Here is an 18,385-nt window from a genome sequence, read left to right as displayed (position 1 = left end):
GTTCTCCTCCGTGTCAGTGCGTCAACGTGTTGGCATCTTCGTGTCCATACATTTCTTCATCTGATCGAAGGTTGGGACAGCCCTCCCCCGGGCTGTCCCTGCGGCGCGTTTAAACGCGCTCGAAGATTCCGGCGGCGCCCATGCCCGTGCCCACGCACATGGTGACCATGCCGTACTTCAGGTTGTGACGACGCAGCGCGTGCACCACGGTGGCCGAGCGGATCGCACCGGTCGCGCCGAGCGGGTGGCCCAGCGCAATCGCGCCGCCCATGCGGTTCACACGGGCCGGATCGAGTTCCAGGTCACGCATCACCGCCAGCGACTGCGCGGCGAATGCCTCGTTCAGCTCGATCCATTCGATCTGGTCCTGCGTCAGGCCGCCGGCCTTCAGCGCTGCCGGAATCGCAACCTTGGGGCCGATCCCCATGATTTCCGGCGGCACGCCACGCACCGCGAACGATACGAAACGGGCCAGCGGCACCAGGTTGAACTGCTTGAGGATCTTTTCCGAGACCAGGATCAGCGCGCCGGCGCCATCCGACGTCTGCGAGCTGTTGCCGGCCGTCACGCTGCCCTTGTTGGCGAACACCGGGCGCAGCTTGCCCAGGCCTTCCACCGACGTGTCCGGGCGCGGACCTTCGTCCAGCGAGATAGTACGCGTCTTGACGCTGACCTGGCCAGTGGCGAGGTCCGGAAACTTCTCGACTACCTCAATCGGGGTAATCTCGTCGTTGAATTCACCGGCCTGCTGCGCGGCAATCGCCTTCTGGTGCGAGGCCAGCGAGAACGCGTCCTGGTCTTCGCGGCTCACCTTCCATTGGGTAGCCACCTTCTCGGCGGTCAGGCCCATGCCGTAGGCAATGCCCACGTTCTCGTCGCGCTCGAAGATCGACGGCGACATCGACGGCGAGTTGCCCATCATCGGCACCATGCTCATCGATTCCACGCCAGCGGCGATCATCACGTCGGACTCGCCCACGCGGATGCGGTCGGCCGCCATGGCCACGGCCGACAGGCCCGAGGCACAGAAGCGGTTCACCGTGATGCCGCCCACGGTATTGGGCAGGCCGGACAGCAGCGCGCCGATACGCGCCACGTTCAGGCCCTGCTGGGCTTCGGGAATGGCGCAGCCAACGATCGCATCTTCGATCAGTGCCGGGTCCAGCCCCGGCACCTGGGCCACGGCGGCCTTCAGGATCGAGGCCAGCAGGTCGTCGGGACGGGTGTTCTTGAACGCGCCCTTCGGGGCCTTGCCAATCGGCGAACGGGTAGCCGCAACGATGTAGGCGTCTTGCAGTTGTTTCATGATGTCGGTTCCTCGTTGGCGGATTAGTTGCGCACCGGCTTGCCCGTCTGCAGCATGCCCATGATGCGCTCCTGCGTCTTGCCATTGCCCAGCAGGTCGATGAACGCCTTGCGTTCCAGCGCCAGCAGCCAGTCTTCGCTGACCAGCGAGCCCGCTTCCACGTCGCCGCCGCAGACCACTTCGGCAATGCGCGACGCGATCAGGAAATCGTGCGCCGAGATGAAGTTGCCATCGCGCATGTTCACGAGCGATGCCTGGATCGTGGCGATGCCCGAGCGGCCCGCCACCGGAATCAGCTGGCCCGGCAGCGGCGCGCGGTAGCCGGCATTGGCCAGCGCGCGCACTTCGCTCTGTGCCACGTACAGCAGTTCGTGCACGTTGTAGACGATGGTGTCGGTCGGCTGCACGTAGCTCATCTTCTGCGCGTCAAGCGCCGACGTCGACACCTTGGCCATGGCCGCCGCCTGGAAGCGGTTGGTGACGAAGTTCAGGTAGTTCGTGCTGCCGGCAGCCTGCGCCGCCTTGGCCGCCGCAATCGCGGCTTCCTTCAGCCCGCCGCCGGCCGGCACCAGGCCCACGCCCACTTCGACCAGGCCCACGTAGCTTTCCATCGCCACCACACGCCTGGCCGAATGCAGCATCAGCTCGCAGCCACCGCCCAGCGCGATACCCGACACGGCCGGCACCACCGGCACCGCCGCGTACTTCACGCGCATCATCGTGTCCTGGAACTTCTTCACGAACGGCTCGATGCCCTTGGCACCGCCCATCATGAAGGCCGGCATCGCGGCTTCCAGGTTGGCACCGGCCGAGAACGGACCGCCCGGCGCGCCCAGCTGCAGCGACGTCGGCTGCCAGACCACCAGGCCCTTGTACTCGGCCTCGGCCAGTTCCACGGCGCGCACGATGGTGTCGAGCACGTCCGGGCCGATGGTGTTCATCTTGCCCTTGAACGAGATGACCAGCACATCGTCAGCGCCTTCGCTGGTCCAGATGCGTGCACCGTCGTTCTCTTCGATGGTCTTGCCGGCGCGACGCGGGTCGGCGGCATCGGTGCCCTTGATGGCGGCACGGAACACCTGGCGCTCGTACACCGGCAGCGCGGCGCGCTTGACGAAGCTGCTGGTCGCCGGCGACCACGAACCCTGCGCGGTGTGTACGCCGCCGTTGTCGGCCACGGGGCCTTGCAGCACCCAGGCCGGCAGCGGCACGTTGGCCAGCGCCTTGCCCGCTTCGATGTCTTCCTTCACCCACTGCGCCACCTGCATCCAGCCGGCGGCCTGCCAGTCCTCGAACGGGCCCGAGTTCCAGCCGAAGCCCCAGCGAATCGCCAGGTCGATGTCGGCCGCCGAACCGGCGATCTGCTCCAGGTACACACCGATGTAGTGGAACACGTCGCGGAACACGGCCCACAGGAACTGCGCCTGCGGATTGGTCGATTCGCGCAGCAGCTTGATGCGCTCGGCCGGGTCCTTCTTGAGCATGCGCACGACGATCTCGTCGGCCTTCTTGCCCGAATCCACGTACTGGCCGGTCTTGGCGTCCAGCACCTTGATGGCCTTGCCTTCCTTCTTGTAGAAGCCCGCGCCGGTCTTCTGGCCCAGCGCGCCGGCATCCACCAGGCTCTTCAGCACGGCCGGCGTCTTGTAGACGGCTGCGAAGGGGTCACCGCCCAGGCCGTCCTGCATGGTCTTGATCACGTGCGCCATCGTGTCCAGACCCACCACGTCGGCGGTGCGGAACGTGGCCGACTTGGCGCGACCCAGCTTGGTGCCGGTCAGGTCGTCGACGATATCGAACGGAATGCCGTACTTTTCGGCTTCGGCAAACACGGCCAGGATCGAGAAGATCCCCACGCGGTTGGCGATGAAGTTCGGCGTGTCCTTGGCACGCACCACGCCCTTGCCGAGCGTGGTGGTCAGGAAGGCTTCCAGGCGATCCAGGATCTCCGGCTTCGTGGTGGCGGTCGGGATCAGCTCCACCAGATGCATGTAGCGCGGCGGATTGAAGAAGTGCACGCCGCAGAAGCGCGCCTTCAGGTCGGCGTCGAAGCCGTCGGACAGCGACGTGATCGACAGGCCAGACGTATTCGTCGCGAAGATTGCGTTCGGCGCCAGGTGCGGCGCCACCTTCTTGTAAAGGTCGTGCTTCCAGTCCATGCGTTCGGCGATCGCCTCGATCACCACGTCGCATTCCTTCAGCAGGGCGATGTCGTCCTCGTAGTTGGCCGCGCGGATCAGGCCGGCCTCATCCTTGATCCCCAGCGGCGCCGGCGACAGCTTCTTGAGGTTCTCGATGGCACGCAGGGCAATGCCATTCTTGGGGCCTTCCTTGGCCGGGAGGTCGAACAGCACCACGGGCACGCGGGCGTTGACCAGGTGGGCGGCAATCTGCGCCCCCATGACGCCGGCACCCAGCACGGCGACTTTCTTGACGATGAAATTGGACATGCGCGCTCCTAGAGTCGTGAGCGTTTGAGAAGAGAGTCTGCAAGGCCGGAGGCAGTCAGTCGACCGCCTCCGCATAACTTGTCCGGCCGATCAGAACAGATCGGCATCCAGCGCCATCAGCGTGGCCGAACCGGCGCGCGCCTTGCGGATTTCGGCGGCGATTTCCGGCAGCAGCTTGGCAAAGTAGAAGCGCGCCGTGGCCAGCTTGCTGACGTAGAACTTGTCGCCGCTGTCCTGCTTTTCGAGCGCGATCTTGGCCATGCGGGCCCAGAAGTACGAGAAGACCAGGTGGCCCACCACGCGCAGGTACGGCACGGCGGCGGCGCCCACCTCGTCGGGGTTGCCCATCGCCTTCATGCCGATTTCCATCGTGAGCTTCTGCACCTTGTCGCCGATGTCGGCCAAGGGGTTCACGAATTCCTGCATGGCTTCGTTGGTGCCCTCTTCCTCGACGAACTGCTGCACGATCTTGCCGAAGGCCTTCAGCTTGGCGCCCATGTCGCCCAGGATCTTGCGGCCCAGCAGGTCCAGCGACTGGATCGTGTTGGTGCCTTCGTAGATCATGTTGATGCGGGCATCGCGCACGTATTGCTCCATGCCCCACTCGGAGATGTAGCCGTGGCCGCCGAACACCTGCATGCCTTCGTTGGTCGACGTGAACGCGTTGTCGGTCAGGAAGGCCTTGATCACCGGGGTCAGCAGCGCCACCAGGTCGGCGGCTTCCTTGCGCACGCTCTCGTCGGCGTGCGACAGTTCGCGGTCGATCTGCAGCGCCGTCCAGTAGCTGAATGCGCGGCCGCCTTCGGCGTAGGCCTTCTGCGTCAGCAGCATGCGGCGCACGTCCGGATGCACGATAATCGGGTCGGCCGCCTTCTCGGGGGCCTTCGGACCGGTCAGCGCGCGCATCTGCAGGCGGTCCTTGGCGTAGGCCAGCGAGTTCTGGTAGGCCACTTCGGTCAGGCCCAGGCCTTGCGCGCCCACGCCCAGGCGGGCGGCGTTCATCATCACGAACATGGCGTTGAGGCCCTTGTTGGCCTCGCCAACCAGCCAGCCGCGCGCACCGTCCAGGTTCATCACGCAGGTGGCGTTGCCGTGGATGCCCATCTTGTGCTCGATCGAGCCGCACTGGATGCCGTTACGCTCGCCCGGGTTGCCGCTGGCATCGGGAATGAACTTCGGCACGACGAACAGCGAGATGCCCTTGGTGCCTTGCGGGGCGTCCGGCAGGCGCGCCAGCACCAGGTGGATGATGTTCTCGGCCAGGTCGTGCTCGCCGGCCGAGATGAAGATCTTGGTGCCCGTGATGGCGTACGAGCCATCGGCCTGCGGTTCGGCCTTCGAGCGCAGGATGCCCAGGTCGGTGCCGCAGTGCGGCTCGGTCAGGCACATCGTGCCGGTCCACACGCCCGACACCAGCTTGGGCAGGTAGGCCTGCTTCAGTTCCGGCGTGCCGTGCGCGTGCAGCGCCTCGTAGGCACCGTGCGACAGGCCCGGGTACATCGTCCAGGCCTGGCCGGCCGAGTTCAGCATCTCGTACAGCGCGTTGTTGACGATGATCGGCAGGCCCTGGCCGCCGAATTCGGGGTCGCAGGCCAGCGCAGGCCAGCCGGCCTCGACATACTGCTGGTAGGCTTCCTTGAAGCCCTTGGGTGCGCGCACCACGCCGTCGCCGACGTACGTGCAGCCTTCGCGGTCGCCGGGCTGGTTCAGCGGGAACACCACGTCCGAGCAGAACTTGCCGGCTTCTTCGATAACCTGGTTGATGGTGTCCGCGTCGATGTCCGCGTGTTGCGGCATCGCCTTGAGTTCGGCTTCTACGCCGAGCAGTTCATGGAGCACGAACTGCATGTCGCGCAACGGTGCGGTGTACTGGCCCATCAAAGACTCCTTGGAGGTTTGCTTAGTGCCGCCACACGCGCATGCCGCACGCCCTGGAGGGGACGCGTGCGACCGTTGCCCGGGGGCGGCTCAGGTTCGGTAAGACTGAATCAGTTTGTTGAGCGCGACCATGGCAAGTTCGGCGCTGTCCGGCAGGCGCAGGAATCGGGCGTCATGATGCAAGCCTAGTTCAAGGCTGTACATTTCAAACAGCATCAGGCGCGGATCGCAATCCGCGCGCAGGTGCCCCTCTTCCCGGGCCTGGTCGATCGCACGCAACAACGCGGCCCGCCAGATGGTGACGCTCTTGACCAGCTCGTCACGCACCGGGCTTTCCGCGCGGTCGTCGTACTCCACCGCCCCGCTGATGTAGATGCAACCCGTGGTCACTTCCTGGATGCGCTTTTCCATCCAGCGCCGCACCATCGACCACAGGCGAGGCAAACCGCGCGGCTCCTGCAGCGAGGGGTAGAACACCTCCTGCTCGAACCGACGGTGATACTCGCGCACCACTTCCACCTGCAGGTCCTCGCGCGAACCGAAATGCGCGAATACGCCGCTCTTGCTCATCTGCATGCGTTCCGCGAGCAGGCCGATGGTCAGCCCTTCCAGCCCGTCGCGGGACGACAGTTCCAGTGCGGCATCGAGAATCGCCACGCGCGTCATCTCACCCTTTCGCAAGGGCGTGGGCGCGGCGGCGGATTCAAGACGAACTGACTGGTGTCGCATGGTTTTCTCTCCGTTCTCTTCAGCATCCCGCGGATGCTGTTTCCTGGCTTGACGCTGCGTTCGGCAGGCGCCGCGACAGCAAACTGCCGTCGCAAATGCACGAAGTCTAAGCCAAAAAAGAACGGTCGTTCAGATTATTCTGGCGAGGCCGACTGGCATCAAGTATTTAATTAGACCCGTGTTTCTAAACACACGGCCCCGATGGGGCCGACACGGGCGCACGTTGCGGCGCATTGCAGCAACGGCTTAAAAACCGCATGGGATCGGGGTATGCGCGCAACCGGACAAGGCAGGGCTGCGGCGAGGCACCATGTTACCGTGTGACGCCTTGTCGGCGCCTCAGTAGCGCCCCGTCACCCCCGCGATAACGACGCCGAGACGCAACACGTAGTAGGCCGCCCAATTGGCAAAGCGCCGCAAACGCGGCAGCCGGGCGTGCACCTCGGGCATCACACGCGCGCTGCGCTGGGCCATGGCGCGCTCCAGCCGGGTGCGCAGCGTATCGGCAAACGCGGCGTCATAGACGGCCACGTTGGCCTCGCGGGCCAGCAACAGGCTGAAGGGATCCATGTTGCTCGATCCCACTGTGGCCCAGGTGTCGTCGACCACGGCCACCTTGGCGTGCAGGAAGCTCTCCTCGTACTCATAGATCTCCACGCCCGCCTCCAGCAGCCGCGCGTAGAGCGCGTGGGTGGCGTAGTGCTGGAGCCGGTATTCCACCATCCCCTGCAGCAGCAGCCGCACGCGCACACCGCGCTCCCGGCAGGCCAGCAGCGCGCGCCGCATCTTGTGGCCGGGCAGGAAGTAGGCATTGGCCAGGATCACATCGTGGCGCGCCGAGCCCAGCGCGTACAGGTATTCGCGTTCGATGGTGCGGCGATTGCGCAGGTTGTCGCGCAGCAGCAAGGCGGCGGGCACGCCGTCGGGCTGGACGTCACTCCGCGCCTGCCGCGCGCCACGCGTCAGCGTCTCCACTTCGGCAAACGCATTCGCGGTTTCGCGCAGGCCGCGCCGTTGTGCGATGCGAAACCAGAGCCGTGCCGACGCCAGTGCGATCTGCGCCACCAGCGGCCCGCGCACGCGCACCGCAAAGTCGTAGCGAGGCCCCAGTTCCGGCAGATCGACCGGCCCGTGGTTATGGTCGTCGATGATATTGATGCCGCCCACGAAGGCAACCTTGCCGTCGACCACGGCGATCTTGCGGTGGAGTCGCCGCAGGTGGCGCCGCGCGAACTTGAACCCGCGCATCGGCCGGTAGATCTCCACATTGACACCGCCGGCGCGCAGGCGGTCCAGCAGCGCGGCGGGCATGTCGCCAGCGCCAAATCCATCGACCACCAGCCGGACATCGACGCCACGCCGGGCAGCGGCAATCAGCGCATCGCCAACGCGCGTGCCCACGTCATCGTCGGCATAGATATAGGTTTCCACCACCACGTGCCCCTGCGCGGCATCGATGGCCGAGATCAATGCCGGAAAGAACTCCTGGCCATTGCGTAGCAGGTCGACGAGGTTGCCCGGCACCGGGCTGCCACGGCGGCGCACCCAGTGCATCAGCCTGGCCTTGGCGTGGGCACCCGCGGTGCGCAGCTCATGGACGGGCCCGGTCAGGCCGGGCGCGGGCGATGGCGACGGGGCGGCATCCGCCGGCGCCTGGCGCGCATCGGGCACCCCGGGTACCTCGGGCGCATCGTGCCCATCGGGGGGCCGGGACAATTCGGGTTCGGCGCGATCGTAGATCCGTGACATGGCTCGATTATCGGCCAACGGGCGGCTCCTGCACATGGCCCAGCCGAACTCTGCTATTGTCGGGACATTGTGACGCCCAACAGGGAAAGCATTGTGAAGGTATTCGGTATCGCCGGTTCTTCGGGCAGCGGCAAGACGACGCTGCTGGACCAGTTGATCCCCCGCTTCGTGGCCGACGGCCTGCGCGTCGCCGGCATCAAGCACACGCACCACGGCTTCGATCCGGACACACCAGGCAAGGATTCGTGGCGCATGCGCCAGGGTGGCTGCGAAAATGTGGTGCTGGTCGGCGCCCGCCACCTGACGCTGATGCGTCATTACCCGGAAGACAAGCCCTCTCCGGAGATCGGCGAAGCCTTGGCCGTGCTGCCGCCCGACACCGACCTGGTCATGGTCGAGGGCTACAAATGGAGCGATTTCCCCAAGCTGGAAATCTATCGGCCTGCCAACGGCAAGGCGCCGCTCTGGTCCGAAGTGCCGGGTGTGGTGGCGGTGGCCACCGATGCGATGGACCAGGTGGCCGGACAGACCACGCTGCCCGTGATCGACCTGGCCGACGCGGACGCCATCTACCACTGGATCCGCGACTACCTGGCATCGCACTGACGCCAGATTCAACAGGGCCCGGACGGGCCCCTGCCCCTTCTTTCCGCCTTACGCTTCCGGAATCGCCACGCGATGCGCCAGTTCGGCCATCAGTGGCACGTGATCCGAGCGCTCGGCCCATTCGCGGCCGGTCAGCGCCTGCGAGCGTTCGATGTCGAACCCGCGCACGTAGATGCGGTCGAGTTGCCACCACGGCATATGGCTCGGAAATGTATGAATGCGCCCGTTCTTGGCGTGGGCCGACTCCACGGCATTCAGCGTGTTGCAGATGCGGGTATCGAGCTTGTGGTTCCAGTCGTTGAAATCGCCGGCGATGACCAGCGGGGCGTGGTCGGGCACCACCGACCGCACCCGCTCCACCAACGCGCTGGCCTGCCGCACCCGGCTGCGCGCGAACAGCCCGAAATGCACGCAGATCAGGTGCGCCTCCACGCCATTGATATCCGCCACCGCGTGCAGCAGCCCGCGCTGCTCGAAGCGGTGATCCGAAATATCAAGATTCTCTGACATCAGGATCGGATGCCGCGACAGGATCGCGTTGCCGTGGTGCCCGTGGTCGTACACCGCATTGCGCCCGTAGACGGAATGCGGATAGGCGTCGGTGGCCAGGTAGTTGAGCTGGGTGTGGTCGGGATCGAACAGTTCGGCGGCGATCAGGCGGTCATTGCGGTCCTGCACTTCCTGCAGGAACACGATATCGGCGTCCATCGACTGCAGGCCCGTGCGCACGCTCTGGATGCGCGGCTTGCCCGTGAACCCCTTCACGCCCTTGTGGATGTTGTAGGTCACGACGCGCAGTTTCATCGCGCCTCTCCACGGACTGCCCCGGCTTCCGCGCCCTGCGCCCCGGCCATGCGCCAGGCCAGCTGGCGCACCGCCTCGGCATTGCTGCTGGAAAAGCAGCGCTCGGCGGCGGCCTGCCACGGCAACCACTCGAACTGCAGGTGCTCACGCGGCGCCAGCGTCACCGGCAGGGGTTCGGGCACGCACAGGCCGAACCAGTGCTCGGTATTGCGGGTGACGCCGGGGGCATAGCGGTGCCGCCACTGGGGGTAGATTTCGTAGTCGATGGTATGCCGCCAGTCGGTCAGCTGGTAGCGGTCGGCCACGATGCCGGTTTCTTCGGCAACTTCGCGGGCGGCAGTGGCCATCAGCGGCTCGTCTTCGGCATCGAGGCTGCCCGTGACCGATTGCCAGAAGCCTGGCCGGTCGGCACGCTCGATCAACAGGACTTGCAGGTCTGGCGTATGAATGACGACCAGCACCGATTCGGGAATCTTGTAGCGCATGGGGCGGTGGAAGCAACAGACCCCAAGCATAGCGCAGCGGCGCCAGCTTCGGCGTCCTCCGCTGTCTGAATACCGCGATGTGGAATCAGGCGGCGGTCTGCTCGCCAGACTGCCGGGGTGTCAGGTAATGCCCGCCGGGGACCGGCGAGGCCACGCCGTCCGGCCCCGTGCCGGACATGCCGCTCAGCCACGTATCGAAGACTTCGGGTGAATCGCCATGGCCCCAGGCGGCGCGCAGCTGCTGCATCAGCGGCGCCAGCGCCTGGGTGTAGCGCTGCGATGCCACACGGGCATGTTCGGCCAGCGCATCGGTGCTTTCGCGCACCTGGGCGGCCAGTTCCGAGCGTTCCTGGCCGATTTCCTTCTCGCGCATGCCAAGCTGGTTGTATTTCTGGATCAGGAAGCGCTGGTAGTCGCCCGCCTCCACGCCTTGCGCGGCCTGGGCATTGACCTGCTCGAAGCGCATCACGATGCTGGCCGTTTCCTGCTCCACATGGGCCGCCTCGGCATTCACCTGCGCCAGGGCTTCCTGAAGCCGAAGCGCCTCGCGTCGATGGGTCTGCAGGCGCGTGGCTTCGTCGTCAAACGTGCGTTGGGCGGTCAGATAGGCCTGCACGACGGGCTGCGGCGCCACCACGAGCAGCGGGTCTGCGCCACCGGCACGCCGGCCCGACAGCAGCGCATCCTCGGCCAGCCGCAGGTTGCCGACATCCTCCAGCCATCGGCCGCGGGCCATGACGGTTGCCACGGTATCCAGCGCCAGCTTGCGCAGGGCGTCGGCGCGCTGTGCGGCCACGGGGCCCTCGCCCTGCACGGGCTGCGCGTAGTCCGAAAGCGGCTGCGCGTTCTGGACGGCATGCGCAATATCGGGCACGCAGGCCGCCACGGTGGTCGCCACCGATTCCGACATGGCCTGGGCCGACTTGCGCACTGCGCGGCGCAGCTCGAAGCGCGCCAGCAGCATCATCAACAGCCCGGCCACCAGCCAGGTCAGGATGGTTTCGGCATGGGCCAGTACGAAGGCCCGGATCATTTCCGTATCGAGTTGCAGCATCTGTTGTAGTCCTCCCACGTCGCGCCCGGCCTTTCGGGTGGGCCGGCTTCGCGCGCATCAGGCAGAAAGACATCATCCGGGATGGCTTCGTTCCGGGTAGTAACAAATGGAAACGCATCCTTGCGCCAGAAACAAAAAAGCCGCGCTTGGGCGCGGCTTTTCATACCAGAACCGGAATGATCCGGCGCCGGTCAGGGGATCGGGCGATCCGGTCAGGCAGTCGTCTTCGGCTCTTGCGCGCGCAGGCGGATATGCAGCTCGCGCAGTTGCTTTTCGTCGACCGAGCTCGGCGCCTGGGTCAGCAGGTCCTGGGCACGTTGCGTCTTCGGGAAGGCGATCACGTCGCGGATCGAATCGGCCCCGGCCATCATCGTCACGATACGGTCCAGGCCGAAGGCCAGGCCACCATGCGGCGGCGCACCATATTGCAGGGCGTCGAGCAGGTAGCCGAACTTGGAACGTGCTTCCTCGGCACCGATCTTCAGCGCGCGGAACACCTTGCTCTGCACGTCCTCGCGGTAGATACGGACCGAGCCGCCGCCCATTTCCCAGCCGTTCAGGACCATGTCGTAGGCCTTGGCGATGCACTTGCCCGGGTCGGTTTCCAGGTACTGCAGGTGCTCGTCCTTGGGGCTGGTGAACGGATGGTGCATGGCCACCCAGCGAGCATCTTCCTCGTCGTACTCGAACATCGGGAAGTCGATCACCCACAGCGGCTTCCAGGTGTCCTCGAACAGGCCGGTGCTCTTGCCGAATTCCGAATGGCCGATCTTCAGGCGCAGCGCGCCGATGGCGTCGTTGACTACCTTGGCCTTGTCGGCGCCAAAGAAGATGATGTCGCCGTCCTGGGCTTCGGTGCGCTTCAGGATTTCGTTGATCGCGGCGTCGTGCAGGTTCTTCACGATCGGCGACTGCAGGCCGTCACGGCCCTTGGCCACTTCGTTGACCTTGATCCACGCCAGGCCCTTGGCGCCATAGATCGCCACGAACTGGGTGTAGGCATCGATCTCGCCACGCGAGATGGCGCTGCCGCCCGGCACGCGCAGACCCACCACACGACCCGTGTCGCTGTTGGCCGGACCCGAGAACACCTTGAAGTCGACGTCCTTCATCACGTCGGTCAGCTCGGTGAATTCCAGCTTGACGCGCAGGTCAGGCTTGTCCGAGCCAAAGCGGGCCATGGCTTCGCGGAATTCCATCACCGGGAACTTGGAGATCAGGTCCACGTCGATGGCGTTCTTGAACACGGTACGCATCATGTCCTCGAACAGGTCACGGATCTCCTGTTCGGTCAGGAACGACGTTTCGCAGTCGATCTGCGTGAATTCGGGCTGGCGGTCGGCGCGCAGGTCCTCGTCACGGAAGCACTTGGTGATCTGGTAGTAGCGGTCGAAACCCGAGACCATCAGCATCTGCTTGAAGATCTGCGGCGACTGCGGCAGCGCGAAGAAGTGGCCCGGGTTCACGCGCGACGGCACCAGGTAATCGCGTGCGCCTTCCGGCGTGCTCTTGCCCAGCATCGGCGTTTCGATGTCGATGAAACCCTGTGCGTCCAGATACTTGCGCACTTCCATGGCCACCTTGTAGCGCAGGCGCAGGTTGTATTGCATCTGCGGGCGGCGCAGGTCCAGCACGCGGTGCGTCAGGCGCGTGGTTTCCGACAGGTTGTCGTCGTCCAGCTGGAACGGGGGCGTGACCGACGGGTTCAGCACTGTCAGCTCGTGGCACAGCACCTCGATCTTGCCCGAGGTCAGGTTGGCATTCTCGGTGCCGTCCGGGCGCGGGCGCACCTTGCCCACCACGCGGATGCAGAATTCGTTGCGGATCTCTTCCGCGGCCTTGAACATCTCCGGACGATCCGGATCGCACACCACCTGCACCAGGCCTTCACGGTCGCGCAGGTCGACGAAGATCACGCCGCCATGGTCGCGACGGCGCTGCACCCAGCCCGTCAGGGCCACTTCCTGGCCGGTCAGTTGTTCGGTCACCAGACCGCAGTAATGTGTACGCATGGAAGACATAGGAGAGAGTCCCTGTAATACGCGGCCGCCAGGCAGCCGCGCGCAAATCAGTTGGTATGGGTGTCGGCGACTTCGTCCGCAACCAGCACGGCTTCGTCCGTGCCGGCGTCAACGTTGCGGCGCGGCAGGTCGGTCGGCGCCACCACGCCCATCGACACGATGTACTTCAGCGCCGCGTCGACGGTCATGTCGAGTTCGATGGTGTCTGCCTTCGGCATCATCAGGAAGAAGCCCGAAGTCGGGTTCGGCGTCGTCGGCACGTACACGCTGACGTATTCGCCCTGCAGGTGATTCTGCACGTCGCCGCCCGGACGCCCGGTCAGAAACGCGATCGTCCACGACCCTTCGCGCGGATACTGCACCAGCAGCGCCTTGCGGAACGCATTGCCCGACGACGACAGCAACGTGTCCGATACCTGCTTCACGCTGGTATAGATCGGGCCCACCACCGGAATATGGCCAAGCAGCGCTTCCCACCAGCGCACCAGGCGCTGGCCGATGAAGTTGTGCGTCAGCACGCCCACCAGCAGGATGAACAGCAGGGTCAGGATCGCGCCCAGGCCCGGGATGCGGCGCCCGAACAGGTTCTCGGGCTGCCACGCCAGCGGCAGCAGGGCCATGCTCTGGTCCATCGTGCCGATGATCAGGTTGAGCACCCACAGCGTGATGCCCAGCGGCACGAGCACGAGCAGACCGGTCAGGAACCAGGTCTTGATGGCGGACGTTTTCTTGGTAGCCACGGCTTCCTGGCGCTCAGTTGCTGCTGGAGGCCGGCGCGGCCGGCGTGGCCGGTGCCGCAGGCGCGGCGGCGGGGGCGGGGGCGGGGGCGGGGGCGGCCGGCGCGGCATCGGCGGCCGGCGAACTGGCAGGCGCGCTGGCGCCGCCACTGCCGCCACGGAAATCCGTCACGTACCAGCCCGAGCCCTTGAGCTGGAAGCCGGCTGCGGTCAGTTGCTTCTTGAAGGTCCCGGCGGTGCCGCAGGATGGGCAATCCGTGAGCGGGGCGTCGCTCATCTTCTGCAGCACATCGCGCCCGTGGCCGCAGGCGTCGCAACGGTAGGCATAGATCGGCATGGTTCTTTCGTGGAATCTGAAACGTAAAGCGGGTAAATGGCTGCGCCCGGTCCGTTCGACAAGGGCCAGCGCACGAAAATATACCCGCGCGGCGATGCAAAGCCTCGGATTATAAACCGTCGGCGCGGCGTCTACCGGCAGGAAATGGGGGCTTTCGGGGGCGTAATCGTCACGATTTCGCCCCTGCGCTTAAAAGTTAAGCAATATGCACTTCACGAACAGGCGGCCGGTCACTGATCCATTGCGGCAGCAGAGACCCGAACACCATGCCACTGATCGAGAACATCAGGCCCACCATCTGCGGCGGCACGGTAGCCCCGGTGAACGCCACCTCACATGTCAGCCACGAGGTCAGGCCCAGCACAATGGCCAGCAGGCCGCCCTGGCGCGTGGCCGGCTTCCAGAACAGGCCGAAAGCCAGCGGCACGAACGCCGACACCAGCGTCACCTTGTAGGCGTTTTCCACCATGTGGAAAATCGACAGGTGCGAATTCAGCGCGAACAGCGTCACCAGCGCGGTAAAGACCAGCACCACGGCCTGCATCACGCGCAGGAACTGCTTGTCGCTCAAATGGCGGAAATACGGGCGCAGGATGTTCTCCGCGAACGTCACGGACGGCGCCAGCAGCGTGGCCGACGCGCAGCTCTTGATGGCCGACAGCAGCGCGCCGAAGAACATCACCTGCGCAAACATCGGCGCGTGGTTCAGGATCAGCTGCGGCAGGATCAGCTGCGAATCCGAATTGATGTACTTCTCGACCATCTGCGGATCGATCAGCGTGGCCGAATAGGCCAGGAACATCGGAATGAAGGCAAAGAAGAAGTACAGCACGCCGCCCAGCACCGAGGCGCGGCCGGCAATCTGCTCGTTCTTCGAGGATGTCACGCGCTGGAACACGTCCTGCTGCGGGATCGACCCGAGCATCATGGTGAACAGCGCCGCCGCAAACCCAATGATCTGGACCAGATCCAGCGATGGCAGGAACTCGAACTTGCCGGCCGCCGCCGCATGCGACACCACCGCAGTCACGCCACCGGCCTGCCCGCTGACCTCGTAGCCGATGTAGAGCATGCCGATCACGATGATGATCATCTGGATGAAGTCGGTCACGGCCACCGACCACATGCCGCCAAACAGCGTATAGACCAGCACGCTGGCGGCGCCGATCATCATGCCGGCCTCCTGCGACAGCGCGCCGTCCGACACCGTATAGAACACCAGGCCCAGCGCCTTGATCTGCGCCGCCACCCAGCCCAGGTACGACACGACGATGCACAGCGTGGTCAGCACTTCGGCCAGACGGCCGTAGCGGTTGTGGTAGTAGTCGCCGATCGTCAGCAGGTTCATCCGGTACAGCGGCCGGGCGAAGAACAGGCCAACGAGGATCAGGCAGAGCGACGAACCGAAGGGATCGGAGACCACCCCCGACAGGCCTTCCTTGAGGAAGACGGCCGGGATGCCGAGCACGGTTTCAGAGCCGAACCATGTGGCGAAGACCGTGGCGGTGACGATGTAGAACGGCAGGCTGCGTCCCGCGACGGCGAAGTCGGCGGTGCCCTTGACGCGCAGTGCCGCCCACAGGCCGATGCCGACCGAGATAACCCAATAGATGATGACGAACCAGATCAGCATGCCGCTGCCCTATCCCAAATAGCCAGAAATGCCCTGGTGGCGAAAAACCGAATGCCGGCCGGATGCCTGGAACGTACCAGGCCGACTCCGCCCGGAGTCCAATTCATCGGTCGGGGCCGCGGGCGCCCGGGAGGGGCATAGGCGGTCGTAGCCGAATCAAAACGCGGATTATAGCGACGCAGACTCCCCGGGACGAAAAAAATTCCCCGGGGCGCGGTCAAATCCCCACACTCGCACCGGCACGGTGCAGCGTGGGGCGCACGGCATCTGGCGCAGGGTTACCAGTAGCCCGCCCAGGCCAGCGCCTGGACGATCACGATACCGGCCAGGAACCCGCCCACCAGCATCAGCGCGGTGGAAAGCCGCCGGTTGGTACGGCGCTGCTCATGCACCAGCTGGGTCAGCAGCCGCTCCTGTTCGCCGTTATTCAGCAGCGCGCGGCGCTCCAGGAACTGGTGCGCCAGGCGCGGGAAGTCGGGCAGCATCTTCGCCCATTGCGGCGCCTCGACCTTGACGCGCTCCCACGCGCCCTGCCAGCCGACCTGCTCGTACATCCAGCGCTCCAGGAACGGCTTGGCGGTCTTCCAGAGGTCGAGATCGGGGTCCAGCTGGCGGCCCAGGCCCTCGATATTGAGCAGCGTCTTCTGCAGCAGCACCAGCTGCGGCTGGATTTCGACGTTGAACCGGCGTGACGTCTGGAACAGGCGCATCAGCACCATGCCCAGCGAGATTTCGCGCAGCGGCTTGTCGAAATAGGGTTCGCAGCACGCGCGCACCGCCGATTCCAGCTCCTCGACACGCGTCTCCGAGGGCACCCAGCCCGATTCCACGTGCAGCAACGCCACACGGTGGTAGTCGCGACGGAAGAAGGCGATGAAGTTCTGCGCCAGGTAGTTCTTGTCGAACTCGGACAGCGCGCCGACGATGCCGAAGTCCAGCGCGATATACCGGCCAAAGGTCTCCGGCTGCACCGACACCAGGATGTTGCCCGGGTGCATGTCGGCATGGAAGAAGCCGTCGCGGAACACCTGCGTAAAGAAGATCTCCACACCTTCCTCGGCCAGCTTGTGCATGTCGACGCCAGCGGCCTTGAGCGATTCGGTGCGCGAGATGGGGATGCCATGCATGCGCTCCATCGTGAAGACGGTGCCGGTACACCAGTCCCAGAACACCTCGGGCACGCACAGCAGGTCGCTGTCGGCAAAGTTGCGGCGCAGCTGGCTGGCGTTGGCCGCCTCGATCATCAGGTCCAGCTCGTCGTGCAGGTACTTGTCGAATTCGGCCACCACTTCGCGCGGCTTCAGGCGACGGCCATCGACCCATACGCGCTCCAGCCAGGTGGCCATGTCGCGCATCAACGCCAGGTCGCTGTCGATCACGGGCAGCATGCCGGGGCGCAGTACCTTCACGGCCACCTCGCGGCCATGGTTCGGGCCGCCGCGCAGCGTGGCGAAGTGAACCTGAGCAATCGACGCGCTGGCCACGGGCTGGTGCTCGAAGTTGTCGTACAGCTGGTCCAGCGAGCGGCCCAGCGACTTTTCGATGATCTTCACGGCCACCGCCGAATCGAACGGCGGCACCTGGTCCTGCAGCTTGGCCAGTTCGTCGGCGATATCGGGCGGCATCAGGTCGCGCCGGGTCGACAACACCTGGCCGAACTTGACGAAGATCGGCCCCAGGGTTGTCAGCGCCAGGCGCAAACGCTCGCCGCGCGGCTGTTCCAGCTTGCGGCCGATGGTGATCACGCGCACCAGGAACTTGATGCGCCGGCTCTTGAAGCCGGACAGCACTAGCTCGTCGAGCCCGTAGTAAAGGATGACGAAGACAATCTTGCAGAGACGCAGCAGGCGGGTCATGCGGGGATTTTCAGAAGACGGCGCCGCGCGATGCGGCAGCGAAGAGTGACATGGCGATTAACGGTGGGCCGACGGAAGCTGGCCCGAAGCCCCCTCCCCCTGCCCACCCGTGCGTTCCAGGCGTTCGAGCCGCTTTTCCAGCCGCGCCAGGTCGTCCCGCACACGCGCCACGTCGACGCCAAACCCGTCCAGCGCGGCATGGCGCACCAGGGTCGGCTGTTCGTCGAGCAGGTATTCGGTCACGTTGTCGAGCAGCGCCCGGCCCACGCGCGTGGCGCTTTCATGCACCTGGCGCGCGCCGTCCACCACCCGCTGGGCCACGCTGTCGCTGACCGGGCCGCCCATCACGCCACGCAGCGCGCGGGACAGGTCTTCAGCCGCATCCCAGCGCAGGTTGCGCGCCAGCGTCGACACCGCGTTGGCCAGTTCCGCATCGCCATCGATCCGCACATGGCGCATGGCAGCAGCCTGGCCGCCCTCGGCCACGTCGGCCACCACCAGCGGCCATTGCTGCAACGGCACCCGCAGCGTCACGGCAGGCGTGTCGGCTTCAGCCGCCTGGTCGATGCCGCCCTGGTCCGTGATCCGCAGGGACAACGCGAATGCCGCGGCGTCGAACCGGATGACGCGGCCGGCAAATGGCACCAACAGGCCGCAGGCCCAGGGCTCCTGTTCGATCAGGTGATTCAGTGCGGCGACGATCGGCGCGGCCAGGGGTGTCGGCAATGCGTTCATGGCGT

The 18,385-nt window shown here is 65.5% G+C and carries 15 protein-coding genes; 1 reads left to right on the top strand and 14 read right to left on the bottom strand.

The genetic code is table 11. The annotated features are described in order from the left end of the window. Positions 1-109: 109 nt before the first annotated feature. From CYJ10_RS03055 to clsB, 5 genes are all read right to left on the bottom strand, one after another. The gene (locus CYJ10_RS03055; protein WP_101680065.1) at positions 110-1,309 is read right to left on the bottom strand and encodes an acetyl-CoA C-acyltransferase; all 1,200 of its coding nucleotides are present in this window, start codon (positions 1,307-1,309) and stop codon (positions 110-112) included. A gap of 20 nt (positions 1,310-1,329) precedes the next feature. After that, entirely contained in the window at positions 1,330-3,756 is a 2,427-nt protein-coding gene (locus tag CYJ10_RS03050) for a 3-hydroxyacyl-CoA dehydrogenase NAD-binding domain-containing protein (RefSeq protein WP_101680064.1), read from the bottom strand. 90 nt (positions 3,757-3,846) lie between these two features. Beyond that, on the bottom strand, positions 3,847-5,634 hold the full coding sequence (locus tag CYJ10_RS03045) for an acyl-CoA dehydrogenase C-terminal domain-containing protein (RefSeq protein ID WP_101680063.1): 1,788 nt from the start codon (positions 5,632-5,634) through the stop codon (positions 3,847-3,849). A gap of 90 nt (positions 5,635-5,724) precedes the next feature. Then, complete coding sequence (locus tag CYJ10_RS03040; protein WP_066739514.1) at positions 5,725-6,315, bottom strand: TetR/AcrR family transcriptional regulator; 591 nt, start codon at positions 6,313-6,315, stop codon at positions 5,725-5,727. A 387-nt stretch (positions 6,316-6,702) separates the two neighbouring features. Next, positions 6,703-7,917, bottom strand: a complete 1,215-nt coding sequence (clsB, locus tag CYJ10_RS03035) for a cardiolipin synthase ClsB (protein WP_101680402.1) — start codon at positions 7,915-7,917, stop codon at positions 6,703-6,705. A 288-nt stretch (positions 7,918-8,205) separates the two neighbouring features. On the opposite strand from clsB, the gene mobB reads away from it, so the two are divergent. Then, on the top strand, positions 8,206-8,718 hold the full coding sequence (mobB, locus tag CYJ10_RS03030; RefSeq protein ID WP_101680062.1) for a molybdopterin-guanine dinucleotide biosynthesis protein B: 513 nt from the start codon (positions 8,206-8,208) through the stop codon (positions 8,716-8,718). A 48-nt stretch (positions 8,719-8,766) separates the two neighbouring features. Here mobB and CYJ10_RS03025 read toward each other — a convergent pair whose 3' ends face one another. The 9 genes from CYJ10_RS03025 to CYJ10_RS02985 form a co-directional block, all read right to left on the bottom strand. Continuing rightward, positions 8,767-9,522 (bottom strand): endonuclease/exonuclease/phosphatase family protein, encoded by a 756-nt coding sequence (locus CYJ10_RS03025; protein ID WP_101680061.1) that lies wholly within the window; start codon positions 9,520-9,522, stop codon positions 8,767-8,769. Then, a complete protein-coding gene (gene nudB / locus CYJ10_RS03020; RefSeq protein ID WP_101680060.1) occupies positions 9,519-10,007 on the bottom strand; it encodes a dihydroneopterin triphosphate diphosphatase in 489 nt (162 codons plus the stop codon). The genes CYJ10_RS03025 and nudB overlap by 4 nt, the downstream gene beginning before the upstream one ends. Positions 10,008-10,092: 85 nt before the next feature. Next, entirely contained in the window at positions 10,093-11,058 is a 966-nt protein-coding gene (locus CYJ10_RS03015; protein WP_101680401.1) for a hypothetical protein, read from the bottom strand. 215 nt (positions 11,059-11,273) lie between these two features. Beyond that, on the bottom strand, positions 11,274-13,082 hold the full coding sequence (gene aspS, locus CYJ10_RS03010; RefSeq protein ID WP_101680059.1) for an aspartate--tRNA ligase: 1,809 nt from the start codon (positions 13,080-13,082) through the stop codon (positions 11,274-11,276). Between the two features lie 47 nt (positions 13,083-13,129). Then, a complete protein-coding gene (locus tag CYJ10_RS03005; protein WP_101680058.1) occupies positions 13,130-13,822 on the bottom strand; it encodes a DUF502 domain-containing protein in 693 nt (230 codons plus the stop codon). A gap of 13 nt (positions 13,823-13,835) precedes the next feature. Next, entirely contained in the window at positions 13,836-14,156 is a 321-nt protein-coding gene (locus CYJ10_RS03000) for an FmdB family zinc ribbon protein (RefSeq protein ID WP_101680057.1), read from the bottom strand. A 196-nt stretch (positions 14,157-14,352) separates the two neighbouring features. Next, positions 14,353-15,789, bottom strand: coding sequence for a sodium:solute symporter family protein (locus tag CYJ10_RS02995; RefSeq protein ID WP_101680056.1), 1,437 nt, complete (start codon positions 15,787-15,789; stop codon positions 14,353-14,355). Positions 15,790-16,067: 278 nt separating this feature from the next. Then, positions 16,068-17,645: a ubiquinone biosynthesis regulatory protein kinase UbiB gene (gene ubiB / locus CYJ10_RS02990; protein WP_101680055.1), complete on the bottom strand. Its 1,578-nt coding sequence runs from the start codon at positions 17,643-17,645 to the stop codon at positions 16,068-16,070. Between the two features lie 57 nt (positions 17,646-17,702). Beyond that, positions 17,703-18,380 carry a ubiquinone biosynthesis accessory factor UbiJ gene (locus CYJ10_RS02985; protein ID WP_101680054.1) on the bottom strand — a complete coding sequence of 226 codons (678 nt, stop codon included), beginning with the start codon at positions 18,378-18,380 and terminating at the stop codon, positions 17,703-17,705. Between the last annotated feature and the right edge of the window lie 5 nt (positions 18,381-18,385).

It is taken from the genome of Cupriavidus pauculus, from assembly GCF_002858765.1.
Lineage (GTDB): Bacteria > Pseudomonadota > Gammaproteobacteria > Burkholderiales > Burkholderiaceae > Cupriavidus > Cupriavidus pauculus_B.
This window is presented reverse-complemented; position numbering and strand designations above follow the sequence as displayed.

Coding starts and splice junctions, on each gene's coding strand:
- CYJ10_RS03045 (WP_101680063.1), bottom strand. CDS start 5,634: ATGGGCCAGTACACCGCACCGTTGCGCGACATGCAGTTCGTGCTCCAT.
- nudB (WP_101680060.1), bottom strand. CDS start 10,007: ATGCGCTACAAGATTCCCGAATCGGTGCTGGTCGTCATTCATACGCCA.
- aspS (WP_101680059.1), bottom strand. CDS start 13,082: ATGTCTTCCATGCGTACACATTACTGCGGTCTGGTGACCGAACAACTG.
- CYJ10_RS03025 (WP_101680061.1), bottom strand. CDS start 9,522: ATGAAACTGCGCGTCGTGACCTACAACATCCACAAGGGCGTGAAGGGG.
- CYJ10_RS02995 (WP_101680056.1), bottom strand. CDS start 15,789: ATGCTGATCTGGTTCGTCATCATCTATTGGGTTATCTCGGTCGGCATC.
- CYJ10_RS03050 (WP_101680064.1), bottom strand. CDS start 3,756: ATGTCCAATTTCATCGTCAAGAAAGTCGCCGTGCTGGGTGCCGGCGTC.
- CYJ10_RS03000 (WP_101680057.1), bottom strand. CDS start 14,156: ATGCCGATCTATGCCTACCGTTGCGACGCCTGCGGCCACGGGCGCGAT.
- CYJ10_RS02985 (WP_101680054.1), bottom strand. CDS start 18,380: ATGAACGCATTGCCGACACCCCTGGCCGCGCCGATCGTCGCCGCACTG.
- clsB (WP_101680402.1), bottom strand. CDS start 7,917: ATGCACTGGGTGCGCCGCCGTGGCAGCCCGGTGCCGGGCAACCTCGTC.
- ubiB (WP_101680055.1), bottom strand. CDS start 17,645: ATGACCCGCCTGCTGCGTCTCTGCAAGATTGTCTTCGTCATCCTTTAC.